Annotated in this window: 13 protein-coding genes; 8 read left to right on the forward strand and 5 right to left on the reverse strand. The window is 52.1% G+C overall.

Annotation, left to right across the window (positions count from 1 at the left end; all coding sequences use genetic code 11):
* Positions 1 to 375: 375 nt before the first annotated feature.
* From groES to IGR76_05775, 4 genes are all read left to right on the forward strand, one after another.
* Complete coding sequence (gene groES, locus IGR76_05760) at positions 376 to 687, forward strand: co-chaperone GroES (protein MBF2078023.1); 312 nt, start codon at positions 376 to 378, stop codon at positions 685 to 687.
* Between the two features lie 68 nt (positions 688 to 755).
* A complete protein-coding gene (gene groL, locus IGR76_05765) occupies positions 756 to 2,393 on the forward strand; it encodes a chaperonin GroEL (GenBank protein ID MBF2078024.1) in 1,638 nt (545 codons plus the stop codon).
* Between the two features lie 827 nt (positions 2,394 to 3,220).
* Positions 3,221 to 3,529 (forward strand): hypothetical protein, encoded by a 309-nt coding sequence (locus IGR76_05770; protein MBF2078025.1) that lies wholly within the window; start codon positions 3,221 to 3,223, stop codon positions 3,527 to 3,529.
* A gap of 235 nt (positions 3,530 to 3,764) precedes the next feature.
* Complete coding sequence (locus IGR76_05775) at positions 3,765 to 4,463, forward strand: polysaccharide deacetylase family protein (GenBank protein MBF2078026.1); 699 nt, start codon at positions 3,765 to 3,767, stop codon at positions 4,461 to 4,463.
* Positions 4,464 to 4,776: 313 nt separating this feature from the next.
* Here IGR76_05775 and IGR76_05780 read toward each other — a convergent pair whose 3' ends face one another.
* On the reverse strand, positions 4,777 to 5,259 hold the full coding sequence (locus IGR76_05780; GenBank protein ID MBF2078027.1) for a helix-turn-helix transcriptional regulator: 483 nt from the start codon (positions 5,257 to 5,259) through the stop codon (positions 4,777 to 4,779).
* 298 nt (positions 5,260 to 5,557) lie between these two features.
* Here IGR76_05780 and IGR76_05785 point away from each other — a divergent pair, with 298 nt between their 5' ends.
* Positions 5,558 to 7,333 carry a metallophosphoesterase gene (locus IGR76_05785; GenBank protein ID MBF2078028.1) on the forward strand — a complete coding sequence of 592 codons (1,776 nt, stop codon included), beginning with the start codon at positions 5,558 to 5,560 and terminating at the stop codon, positions 7,331 to 7,333.
* Between the two features lie 21 nt (positions 7,334 to 7,354).
* On the forward strand, positions 7,355 to 8,146 hold the full coding sequence (locus IGR76_05790) for a YdcF family protein (GenBank protein MBF2078029.1): 792 nt from the start codon (positions 7,355 to 7,357) through the stop codon (positions 8,144 to 8,146).
* A gap of 180 nt (positions 8,147 to 8,326) precedes the next feature.
* Here IGR76_05790 and IGR76_05795 read toward each other — a convergent pair whose 3' ends face one another.
* The 4 genes from IGR76_05795 to fabI form a co-directional block, all read right to left on the reverse strand.
* Complete coding sequence (locus tag IGR76_05795; GenBank protein MBF2078030.1) at positions 8,327 to 8,470, reverse strand: high light inducible protein; 144 nt, start codon at positions 8,468 to 8,470, stop codon at positions 8,327 to 8,329.
* A gap of 326 nt (positions 8,471 to 8,796) precedes the next feature.
* A complete protein-coding gene (gene nei, locus IGR76_05800) occupies positions 8,797 to 9,618 on the reverse strand; it encodes an endonuclease VIII (GenBank protein ID MBF2078031.1) in 822 nt (273 codons plus the stop codon).
* Positions 9,619 to 9,624: 6 nt separating this feature from the next.
* Positions 9,625 to 10,272, reverse strand: coding sequence for an imidazoleglycerol-phosphate dehydratase HisB (gene hisB, locus IGR76_05805; GenBank protein MBF2078032.1), 648 nt, complete (start codon positions 10,270 to 10,272; stop codon positions 9,625 to 9,627).
* A gap of 89 nt (positions 10,273 to 10,361) precedes the next feature.
* Complete coding sequence (gene fabI / locus IGR76_05810) at positions 10,362 to 11,138, reverse strand: enoyl-ACP reductase FabI (GenBank protein MBF2078033.1); 777 nt, start codon at positions 11,136 to 11,138, stop codon at positions 10,362 to 10,364.
* A gap of 253 nt (positions 11,139 to 11,391) precedes the next feature.
* On the opposite strand from fabI, the gene ntcA reads away from it, so the two are divergent.
* Positions 11,392 to 12,063, forward strand: a complete 672-nt coding sequence (gene ntcA, locus IGR76_05815) for a global nitrogen regulator NtcA (GenBank protein ID MBF2078034.1) — start codon at positions 11,392 to 11,394, stop codon at positions 12,061 to 12,063.
* A gap of 131 nt (positions 12,064 to 12,194) precedes the next feature.
* A partial coding sequence (locus IGR76_05820) for a DUF3084 domain-containing protein (protein MBF2078035.1) occupies positions 12,195 to 12,616 on the forward strand: 422 nt, incomplete at its 3' end.

Raw genomic sequence — 12,616 nt, forward strand, 5'->3', positions numbered from 1 at the left:
CGTGAGACCCACAGGTCGGACAGGTCATCTCGATGGTCATGCGCTGGTCTCCCCGGTTATTGTCTTCACCCCTTCATTCCTTCACCCCTTCACCCCTTCACCCCAAGTTCGGTAACCCGTACCGACCAGAAAGTTGCAGCGGTATCCCGCATTCCGCTACATTAGCACTCGGAAGGTGAGAGTGCTAACTCAATGCTTGGAGCACCAAACAACGGCTTCAAGCCTGCCGAAATTTGGTTTGCATTGGGTAACGAGTCTCAGTTTCCGACTGGGTTCAATTCAGGTTCGTCATAGAATCCACGGAAGTGAACCCACTTTGTATTGTCTACCTGATTTGAACTGTCAAATCTAAATTCTTGAATTGGAGAAGTGTCTATGGCAGCTGTATCTCTAAGCGTCTCTACCGTGAAGCCCCTGGGCGATCGCGTATTTGTAAAAGTCAGCGCATCTGAAGAAAAAACCGCTGGTGGCATTCTGCTTCCCGATACTGCAAAGGAGAAGCCCCAAGTTGGTGAAATCGCTGCAGTTGGCCCTGGCAAGCGCAACGATGATGGCTCTCGCCAAGCACCCGAAGTCCAAGTGGGCGACAAGGTTCTCTACTCCAAATACGCCGGAACCGACATCAAGCTCGGTGGCGACGAGTACGTTCTGCTGTCCGAGAAGGACATCCTGGCTGTAGTTAGCTAATTTCCATTAGCACACCTAGCTCTAAACCCAAATTGAAACCGAGAACTCAACAACACTGAAGAGGTACTATGGCTAAGCGCATTGTTTACAACGAAAACGCTCGTCGTGCCCTGGAAAAGGGAATGGACATTCTGGCTGAAGCGGTTGCAGTCACCCTCGGCCCCAAAGGGCGAAACGTCGTTCTAGAGAAGAAGTTCGGTGCACCTCAAATCGTGAACGACGGCGTCACCATTGCGAAGGAAATTGAACTCGAAGATCACATCGAGAACACAGGTGTTTCCCTGATTCGTCAGGCAGCATCCAAGACCAACGACGCAGCGGGTGACGGAACCACCACCGCAACCGTTCTAGCACACGCCATCGTCAAAGAAGGTCTGCGGAACGTGGCTGCAGGTGCAAACGCCATCTCCCTGAAGCGCGGTATCGACAAAGCAACCGGATTCCTGGTTGACCAAATTGCTAGCCACGCTCGTCCGGTTGAAGATTCCAAGGCGATCGCTCAGGTCGGTTCTATCTCCGCAGGCAACGACGACGAAGTTGGCGCGATGATCGCTGAGGCGATGGACAAAGTTGGTCGTGAAGGCGTGATCTCCCTGGAAGAAGGGAAGTCCATGACCACCGAACTCGAAGTCACCGAGGGGATGCGCTTTGATAAGGGCTATATCTCTCCCTACTTCGCCACCGATACCGAGCGCATGGAAGCGGTTCTGGACGAGCCGTTCATCCTGCTCACCGACAAGAAGATTGCATTGGTTCAAGACCTCGTTCCCGTTCTAGAGCAGGTTGCACGCGCAAGCCGTCCTCTGCTGATCATCGCAGAAGACATCGAGAAAGAGGCTCTCGCAACCTTGGTGGTTAACCGTCTGCGCGGTGTTCTGAATGTTGCGGCTGTTAAAGCTCCTGGCTTTGGCGATCGCCGGAAGGCCATGCTGCAAGACATCGCGGTTCTGACGGGCGGTCAGGTGATCACCGAAGATGCGGGTCTGAAGATCGATAGCGTCAAGATGGATATGCTCGGTAAGGCTCGCCGCGTCACCATCACCAAAGACACTACCACCATTGTTGCCGAAGGGAACGAGGCTGAAGTCAAGGCACGCTGCGAACAGATTCGTCGTCAGATTGAAGAGACCGATTCCAGCTACGACAAAGAGAAGCTGCAAGAGCGCTTGGCGAAGCTGTCCGGTGGTGTTGCCGTAATCAAAGTGGGTGCGGCAACCGAAACCGAAATGAAGGATCGCAAACTGCGCCTGGAAGATGCCATCAACGCAACCAAGGCTGCCGTTGAAGAGGGGATCGTTCCCGGTGGGGGTACCACCCTGGCTCACCTCGCGCCTCAGCTCCAAGACTGGGCAAACTCCAGCTTGTCCGGTGAAGAGTTGATCGGTGCTAGCATCGTGGCTCGTGCCCTGACCGCTCCTCTGAAGCGCATTGCTGAGAACGCAGGCCAAAACGGCGCTGTAATCGCTGAGCGCGTGAAAGAGAAAGAGTTCAACGTCGGCTACAACGCAGCTAACAACGAGTTCGTTGATATGTTTGCGGCTGGTATTGTTGACCCTGCGAAGGTAACCCGTTCCGCTCTGCAAAACGCGGCGTCCATCGCCGGAATGGTTTTGACCACCGAGTGCATCGTAGTAGACAAGCCTGAGCCTAAGGAAGCGGCTGGTGCGGGTGCTGGCGCTGGTATGGGCGGCGACTTTGACTACTAAGGTCTAGACGGTAGAGTTCTCTCTACTCCTGATGTGAATTGAGTTGGCGATCGCTTCTCCAAGAGGGGCGATCGCTTTTCTATGAAGACCAAGACCGTCCCCAGATGGTGAACTCGATATGAACCGGATCAATGGATGCATAATGTGTCACTGATTTGTAGATTCTATAAACATTGAAACGCTTATTCTTAAAACGTAAAATTGATGCTGGTGTCAGCATGGAAATGTAAGAGTATTACGTAAAATCCCTTTGGCCATCAACCAATGAAGAGCCTAGACGTAGGCCGTCTAGCAATTCCTTTAGAGAAATTATCGATCGCCTCAATAGACATTGTCCTTGGGAATCAATAGCTCCAATTTTTAATGGATTTAGACGCTAAAACTCTTGAGACGTGAGCTTTCTCGCGTATAGACTGAGTTTGTAGACGCTTTGTTTCCGTTGAGTATAAACATTGCTTTTCCTTAATACTTTCTTTATCTTTTTTGTGAAGTCTTGATCCTAGTTATGTATTTCAAAAAGTCTTCTAAAAATAAAAACTTGAGGTATTTAAGAGATCTTTAATAAGAAAGATTGCTCGAATTCAAAGAGAAAGCTAAGAGAAATTGAAGAATAAAATGTACTAGAAATTGTCTTCGATGCCTCAAACGATGGATAGATAACCCTTTGAGGAAACCATAGCCTGAAAAGGGCGATCGCTATAGTGACGGCATGGCATTGTGTGTCCGCTATGCAAGCTTTACAAGGTTGTTATGTCCTCGTGTTAGATCATCAGTCTGAAGACACTGAGCAATTACAGAGTCTTCTCAGACGGTTGCGCTGTTCGTGCGTGGTTATCAATACCGCCGAGCAGTTGCTTAACGTTGCAACGAAAGCCGTACCCTATCTCGTCATCGTTGGCGGAGATCAGCAGATGTGGTCGCCGGGGCTGGTCGAGCAGTTGCATTGGGTGAAAGGAGCCTACCGTTCAACGATTTTGGCGCTGACCGATCACCACGCTCCTAGTTGGCTACCCCAAGAGGAAAATCCTGGTTTCGATGGATTTTTGGTCAAGCCTCTGAGTAGCGATGTCTTAAGCTCTGTGATTGAGTCGGCACGGGTGCGCCATAACTATGCGGTCTGCCCGGAAGCCGTTTAGGGCAGATGTCCGACTGGTTGATGCGAGTTGGCGATCAGCATTGGCTAAGCTAGCTGGCAACAGCTATACAAGCCGTCAATCAAGCAAATTTACCTTGGGTGGTGAAATATCCGCTCTTGCCGGAGGCTGGCTGTACCGCCGACAATGAAAGTATGGGAAGGCTGGCTATAGGCAGACTGAACAGATGCAGCGTTCCTGATGTTGACCTATTCTCAGTGCCTCAGAGCAATCCTCTATGCAATTGGCTCCCATTTATCCGTTATTGCACCAAGTTTTAAAGCCTGCGTTTCCAAGTTGTCTTTGGACAGGGTGCTCAAAATCCCCCACGATCGCCCTCACCTTTGACGATGGCCCCCACCCCGACTACACCGAACCGCTCCTCCAGGTTCTCGATCGGCATGGCGTGACGGCCAGTTTTTTTTGGCTCGGTGCAAATGCAGACCATGCTCCCCATGTGGCTCGACAGGTGTTTGAGCGCGGGCACTGGGTTGGGTTGCACGGATATCGCCATGATTCCTTCCCCCAACTGTCCCTGAGAGACCTCCGCCGCAGTTTGAACCGCAACCAAAAGGCGATCGCCCAAGCTTGCGGTCTGGACTTGCCCTATGTGCGCCAACAGGTGCGCGATGTGCGTCCGCCTAACGGTCTTTTCACACCGCAAATTCTTCAACACTTGGAACGCTGGAACTATCGCCCGGTGATGTGGAGCGTCGTGCCTGAAGATTGGGTGTCGCCAGGAGTGAAGGTTGCCTCGGATCGGATTGTGCAGCAGGTGGGTAACGGCTCCTTGATCGTCTTACACGATGGCTATCACGGGGGACGAGATGTGGCGGCGATCGCTGATCATGTGATTCCCCGACTCCAAGATCAGGGATACTCGTTCGTTACCATAAACGACTTTTGGCACGTTCATCCGATGGCTGAGAGCCGATAATCCGGTATCCGCTATTCGGTTTTACCGTTCGATAGGGTGACGTACTCCCGACACCGATGCAAACATACGGTGCGGGCTTCTCCCACCGGAAGTGTTCTACCACTGGTTACCGGGTTCGAGCTTTTTATAGTGAGGAAGACGCCCAGCCCCACTGTTGACAATTTTTTCCACCAAGGAGGTTTGCTGTGCTGTTTCAAAAATGCTCTCTATTGCAACCTTGGAAACGGGAGACTTGCGGCCTAGGCCTACGGGTCGGTCAACTCCAGTTGTCGGTCGAAAGCGTACCTATCAGGGGAAATCAACCCTGCGATGCTTAGCCAATTATACCAGGCTGGCGGTTTGCTCGTCTCCCCTCTCCGCCGCCCCGCGATTGCTTGGCATAGCTGCAAGGGGGACTCGCAACCGCCCCGCTTTCATCCCGACACTCGCCTTCGGCAGAGTGCGGGGCTTTCACGGAGAAGCTAAAGGCTCGGAAATGCTGGGCTTGCTCTTCAATACGGCTAGCAAGGCGATCGCACACTAGGGTACAGAGTTCAAAACTCAGATCATCCGCCACGCTGTAGTAGGCAGAGGTGCCTTCGGTGCGGCGCGTCAGAATGCCAACTTGCAGCATTACCTTCAAGTGTTTAGACACGTTCGCCTGACTGGTGGCGGTGGCGTCAACCAATTCCTGAACACATTTTTCTCCGCCACGGAGCAAATTTAGGATGCGCAGTCGCATCGGTTCGGCTAACACATCAAAATACTCAGCAACTTGCTGAAGAACCTCAAATGGCACTGAATCAGAGAGTGACATGCCGGGGTAGGAGTGAAATAAGGGAGTAACGAAACACACTTGAATGCTAACTAAGACTATACCAGTCGGACTATAAATAGCGATGCAGTAATCTATGGCGTGGTGAGTTTCGGTTGAAATCACGGACGGGGTCGATGACAATGGAAGCGTTTTCCATTCCTGTCTCGTTTAGGGTTCCCGTTAACGTGCTTATATTAACGTTATTCTGAGACTGCTCAATGTTCTGCGATCGCTGTAGAGCCGAGACGATTTGCTCGTTCTTGCGGTTGGCTCTCGGACTTCATTTCTGATTTCAACCATGTCAACCTATTCCAATGGGCGCATTCTGCTGTTTGTCGTTGGACTTTTGACTGTTCTCGCCTATATACTTCTAATTCCGACGATCATGAATCCTAGTTCTGTTCCAGTTGCGTTACTGACTGAACCTTTTTTGCAAGCACCGACCCTGTCATCGGTGAACGTGGTTTGGTTCACTGAGTTTGAAGGAACTGACCATTGGGTGGACTATGGCGACGGGTTTAACCAGCGGGCGATCGCTACTACACGTAAACTCAGCCGGATGCGCGAGGATGCAAGGTCTAAGGTGGGTCAGCAGGTGGAGGAAGGCCAGGTGTTTACTACACCGACCGATCGGGCGATCTGGCGGCATGAGGCCATCGTAAGCAATCTTCCCGCTGGTGTGCGGCTTCCCTACCGAGTTGTGAGTCAAGACGGAAGGGCGATCGCCCAAAGTGCCGATTACACGCTGACGGCTGCACCTCCCCAAGGTAGTCCCCTCAAAATTTTGCTCACCTCCGATCACCAACTGATGCCGATGACGGCGGCCAATCTGCAAAAGGTGGCCGAAACGGTCGGATCCGTGGATGCGGTCTTGATGGCAGGCGACTTAGTCAATGTGCCCGATCGCGCGTCGGAATGGTTTGATGATAATCGCGGTGGCGCGTTTTTTCCGGTACTCCAGGGACGGGCGAACTATGCCCTGGAAAAAGAGGGGACAACCACTCGCTATCGGGGTGGAGCCTTGATTCAAACGGCTCCGCTGTTTCCTACGGTCGGCAATCATGAAGTCATGGGACGCTTCTCCACCGACGCCGAATTAAATGATCAGTTCAACGATCCGTATCCCAAACGGGCGGCCGAAATTCTCTACAGCAAGCAGGCTTTAGTCGATCTGGATTCCGACCAAAAGGCCGAATGGATCAAAAATAATTCCTTCAATGTCGATTCGTTCCGCGAGATCTTTACCCTGCCCAATGACAATCCAGAGCAGCACTACTATGCGGTCACTTTTGGGGATATTCGCCTGGTGGTGCTCTACGCAACGAACATTTGGCGATCGCCCAGCCTGGAACCGAATACGCGCGGACGCTACCGGGAACGGGATCAAGATTTAGCCAATCCCGCACAGTGGGGCTATGGTCAGCACATCTTTGAACCGATTGGCAAAGGTAGTCCCCAGTATGAGTGGCTAGAGCAAGAATTGAACAGCACCGAATTTCGGCAGGCTCCGTACAAAATTGTGATGTTTCACCATCCGCCCCACACCCTAGGGGATAACATCGTTCCGGCCTACACCGACCCGGTACAAGTGGTGGAGCGCTTTGCGGATGGCACGATCAAATCGATTCGCTATGAGTATCCCAAAGCAAAAGACTACCTTGTGCGGGATGTGGTGCCCCTGTTGGAGGCTGCTGGAGTGCAGCTTGTCCATGTGGGACATAGTCATGTCTGGAATCGGTTTCAGAGCGCTGCCGGAACCCACTACCTAGAAACGTCGAATGTGGGCAATACCTACGGGGCATTTCTCACCCCCGATCAACGTCGCCCCATTCCCATTGGGTTTCAGGAAGACTATACGGCCTTTGGCGACCCCAATGGACTGGTTCCTATTGTGCCGACGATCGCCCCCCTCTTGGATGAGTCAGGGCAACCCCTGCCCTACGTTGCCAGCAATGATATTTCCGTGTTCAGCATCTTGGATACGGGCACGGGAACGGTGAGCAGCTACCGATTTGATACGCGTCAACCCGATGCCCCCGTGGTGAAGTTCGACGAGTTTTCGTTGCAGCGTTAGTTCCCTTTAGGCGATCGCCCCATGTCCTTATTTATCTCAAAACTCCTACCCTTGTTTGTCTATCCCCTGGGTTTGGGATGTGTGCTGATTGTGGTGGCTCTGGTGACGATGTGGAAAAAGCCCCGCTGGGCGGCGATTAGCCTTATCCTGGCGTTACTGGTGCTGGGGTTGGGGGGCAATGGCTGGGTCACCACCCAGTGGGTGCGATCACTCGAACAGCAGTATCGCCCCCTAGCGGAAATCCCAGAGGCGGAGGCGATCGTGGTGTTGGGTGGGGCGACCCATCCCTGGATTCCGCCGCGCCCGTGGGTGGAGGTGATGGAATCGGGCGATCGCCCCCTGTACGCGGCTCGCCTATATCGCCAGAAAAAGGCTCCCCTCGTGATTTTGAGCGGAGGCCGGGTGGATTGGTATGGCAAACAACGGCCAGAATCCAGCGATATGGCGGAACTCATGGAAACCATGGGGGTTCCAGCAACGGCGATTGTCGAAGAACCGGATTCGCTGAACACTTACGAGAATGCGGTTAACGTTAAAAAAATCCTGGATCAGCGCAGCATCAAGCACATCTTGCTGGTGACCTCCGCCATGCACATGCCGCGATCGCTCAAGATTTTTCAGAAACAGGGCATAGAGGCCATTCCTGCCCCCACGGATTTCCTCATTCCCGATCCGGTGGATGATGCCCGAGAAATCTCCTTTGAGGCTCGGTTGCTGGATAGTTTGCCATCCTCGAAATATCTAGAGCAAACCACTCAGGCGATCAAAGAGCACATTGGTTACGTGATCTATGCCCTACGGGGATGGCTATAACGCAAAAGCGATCGCCCACGAGCGAGTATCTGTTTAGCGTGAGGGAAAGGATACAGGTTTGAGCACCATAGCTTCAGCTACCTGATCGATGAACGATTCGAGATCGTTCATAAAAAAAGGGAGGCACTGCCTCCCCGGGGATCTTGAACTCGTCACGAACAAAACCTACGGATCAAAGCCTTACATTAAGCCGATTTGAGATAAGATGCCTTGACCAGTCAAAAGCTCAGTCGCGAGACCAATAACGAAACCCATCATAGCTAGACGGCCATTCCAGGTTTCCGCGAACTTCGTGAAGCCAAACTTGGTATCTTGGTTTTCCATAGCGTTGTAATCCTCGTGTTCTGGTAGCGTTTTAACTATTAAGAAAGGTAACACAAGTTTTTCAAAATTAGCAATACTTCTTAATGCATAGATGCTCCAGTGTATGCATTAAGATGCCTCTATGGTGAGATCGCCCCTGAACTTAGGTTTGGATAACGGATTGTTGGCTTGTTCGGCATCAAAATCCCTTGTCCAAGCATTGGGGTCAGGACTTACGCACTACGTGCGGCGTCCTGAGTCTTGTAGGCGATTTTGCGCGGGTGTAACCCGCGCAAAATCGCCCAATTGCGTAAGTCTTGGGGGAGTAAAGATGAGAGAGAGCATCGCTAGCTGGATTGACAGGTTGGACAATAGTAGCAGCGTCGTCCAGATACCGTGTCTTTTAGGATTGTGGTGCCGCAGCGGAAGCATGGTCGACCGTCGCGGTAAAAGACCCAGTGACGGTACTCCCAGCGTTTTTTGCCTTGCGATCGCAACTCAGAGGCGATCGCCAAATCGTTGGTAATTCCCCCCGTTTCGTAGGATTGGCGGGTGAGGGCGATCGCGGCTTGGGCGAGATTGGTCAACTGGTGCTCAGAACAGTCGCAGGGACGGTGAAGGGGATGAATTCCAGCCATAAATAGCACCTCGCTCCGCAAGTAGTTTCCTAAGCCGCAGAGAAACTGCTGGTCTAGCAGCAAGGCCGCCAGTCGTCGTCGCCGGAATTTGGGAGACTGGACCTGCGCGGCGACGGTTTCGAATGGGGTGTCATCGTCCAGAACATCTGGCCCTAGCTTGCTGAGGAAAGGGTGCTGGGCAATTTCTAGGTCATCTAAGACTTCGATATCCGACGCACTGTAAAGCAGTGCCGATTTCTTAGCGGTGTGAATGGCCAGCCGGAGTTGGCGCTGGGTAGTCGGAAGCTGACGCGCCTTGCGAATCATCCATTTGCCGTAGAGCTGATTGTGGCTGTAGATCGACAATCCATTATCAAACTGGGTCAGGAGCGCCTTTCCCCTCGGCTTCACTGCGGTCACGATCCGACCTGTCAGTTGGGATTCGTAGATTTTGAGATGTTCAAACGCAAAAAAGACCTCGTCCACGGGTTGGTAGGTGATCGCCCGGGCGATCGCATCCGCAGACTGACGAATTTCGGGACCTTCGGGCATAGAATCTTACAGAACGCCCTTCGAGCTGGGAATCGTGTGGGCTCGACGCGGATCAATTTCAAGCGCCATCCGCATCGCCCGAGCAAACGCCTTAAAGGTCGCTTCAATGATGTGATGGGAGTTAATGCCGTCCAGTTGACGAATGTGGAGCGTCATTTGACTGTGGTTCACAACGGCCACGAAAAACTCTCGAACGAGCTGAGTATCGTAAGTTCCGACCCGCTCAGTCGGAATTTGCAGGCCGTAGCTGAGATGGGGTCGTCCAGAAAAATCGAGGCTCACTTGCACCAACGCTTCATCCAACGGTGCGACAAAGTGACCAAAGCGGACAATGCCTTTGCGATCGCCCAAGGCTTGATGCAAGGCTTGACCTAGGGTAATGCCGACATCTTCATTGGTGTGGTGGTCATCAATTTCGATATCCCCCTTGGCTTTCACATCCAGATCAATTAACCCGTGGGAGGAGATCTGGTGCAGCATGTGGTCCAGGAATGGAATCCCTGTCGTTGCTGTACAGTGCCCTTGTCCGTCCAAGTTGAGGCTTACATGAACCTCGGTCTCTTGGGTGGTGCGGCTAACGGATGCCGTTCTGGGTAGCAGCTCTAGCTCGTGAGGAAAACGCTGAGGCTGAATTTGGCGATCGCGAGTCTGCATATACAAAAACGAGAATGAAAGGCAGTCTCATTCTCGCATAGGTTGAATTAATTCGGCGTAGCCATGGTTCAGCCTTGGAAAAGGGAACCTTACATTCCCATAATTTCGTAACCCGAGTCCACGTAAAGGATCTGTCCGGTGATGCCGCTGGACAGGTCACTACATAAAAACGCTGCCGTATTGCCCACTTCTATTTGAGTCACCGTACGACGAAGCGGAGCCGTGTTCTCAACATGGTGGATCATATCCAAAATGCCGCCTACAGCCGAAGATGCTAGGGTGCGAATTGGGCCTGCGGAGATGGCGTTTACGCGAATATTGTGGGGGCCTAGCTCTGAGGCTAGATAGCGCACATTCATTTCTAGAGCCGATTTGGCAATGCCCATGACGTTGTAGTTGGGAATAACCTTAACGCCGCCTAGGTAGGTTAGGGTAACGACGCTGCCGCCCTCGGTCATTAACGGCTTTGCTCCCTTGCACAGTTGGAGCAGGGAGTAGGCGCTAATATCCAACGCTGTCATAAAGCCTTCGCGCGACGTATCGCTAAATTCACCTGATAAATCTTCTTTATTCGCAAATGCTAGGCAGTGAATGACGATGTCGAGGCGACCCCACTTATCCTTGATCTCGCTGAACACTGCGTCAACCTGTGCATCATCCTGAACGTTGCAAGGTAGGAACAGTGAGGGTTGGAGCGGCTCAGCCAGCTCTGCCACTTTCTTCTCAAAACGCCCTTTATCGTCTGGAAGATAGGTAATGCCAAGGTTTGCACCTGCCTTGTGGAGTTGCTGGGCAATGCCCCATGCAATTGAGCGATTATTGGCAATCCCTGTAACCAGAGCGTTTTTTCCGGTTAGATCCAGCATAAAACCCCTAAAATGAAACAAATCAACGAGCGCCTAAACACATTGTCAGGCTGCCATTAGGAGAATACTGAAAAAAGGGGACACATAGGAAGAGGCAAAAATGCGACTTTACAGCCATTGTGTAACAACGGGTACAATTTTTGTGCCCCAAGTTACGTTTTAGTGTAGAGTCAGTGTTTTTCTTCCGTGCGAGCACTGGACTTTACTCTATACAATTGGGTCAGTCTTGGGGTAACTGGGAAGGGCAAGGGGTATGGTTGTGACGCAAGACAAGCCACTGGCAAGCGTTTTTAGACAAATTGGCGGTAGTGCATTTCCACCGATGGTGGAAACCTTTGAGCGAGGAAAGACGATCTTCTTCCCTGGCGATCCGGCAGAGCGAGTGTATTTCCTCCTCAGCGGAGCCGTCAAGTTATCGAGGGTATACGAGGCTGGGGAGGAAATAACGGTAGCCCTCTTGCGCGAGAATAGCGTGTTTGGCGTTCTGTCTCTAATTACGGGGAATCGATCTGATCGGTTCTACCATGCGGTTGCGTTTACCCCGGTCGAGCTTTTATCGTTGCCGATTGAGCAGGTCGAAAAGGCATTCTACGAGCATCCGGAGCTTTCGATGGTGATGCTACGGGGGCTTTCCTCTCGCATTCTCCAAACGGAGATGATGATTGAAACCCTGGCGCATCGGGATATGGGATCTCGGCTCGTCAGCTTTTTACTGATTCTGTGCCGCGATTTTGGTGTTCCGAGCAGTGATGGAATCACCGTGGATTTGAAATTATCCCATCAGGCGATCGCCGAAGCCATCGGATCGACCCGTGTTACGGTCACGCGACTCCTGGGCGACTTGCGCCAAGAAGGAATGATCTCTATCCATAAGAAAAAAATCACCGTTCACAACCCCGTTGCCCTGAGCCAGCAGTTTACCTAGGGGAACCCTGGGTCTGGTTTAATTAAGATTTGTTTGCTTACTATCTGGATGGTGCGCTTTCCGTCGGTGATTTGCCGTCAACCAACTTCAGAATGGAGTAGGCTATATCTGAATCGGCGGTATAGTGACTGATGACCACTGGGGTTGTCCTGATTGCAGCAATTTTAGTGTTGGGGGGTGTGATTGCGACGTTGGGCGATCGCATCGGTATGCGCGTGGGTAAAGCACGGCTAAGCTTGTTCAACCTGCGCCCGCGTCAGACGGCAACCCTGATTAGTATTTTGACCGGGGGGATCATTTCCACGTCTACCCTCGCCATCTTGTTCTTGATTGATGATCAGTTGCGAACGGGTGTGTTTGAGCTAGAAGAGATTCAGACTGAACTGGAAACGGCAAAGCTCGATCTGGAATCCACTCGGGATGAAAAAGATCAAATTGAAGTAGACCTGGAACAAGCTCAAGAACAGGAGAAAACGGTTCAGCGGCGACTACGAGATGCTAACGATTCCCTGGCAATTGCCCTTCAGCGTCAGCAAACGACCGAAGCGCAGTT

Source organism: Synechococcales cyanobacterium T60_A2020_003 (assembly GCA_015272205.1).
In the GTDB taxonomy this organism is placed as follows: domain Bacteria; phylum Cyanobacteriota; class Cyanobacteriia; order RECH01; family RECH01; genus JACYMB01.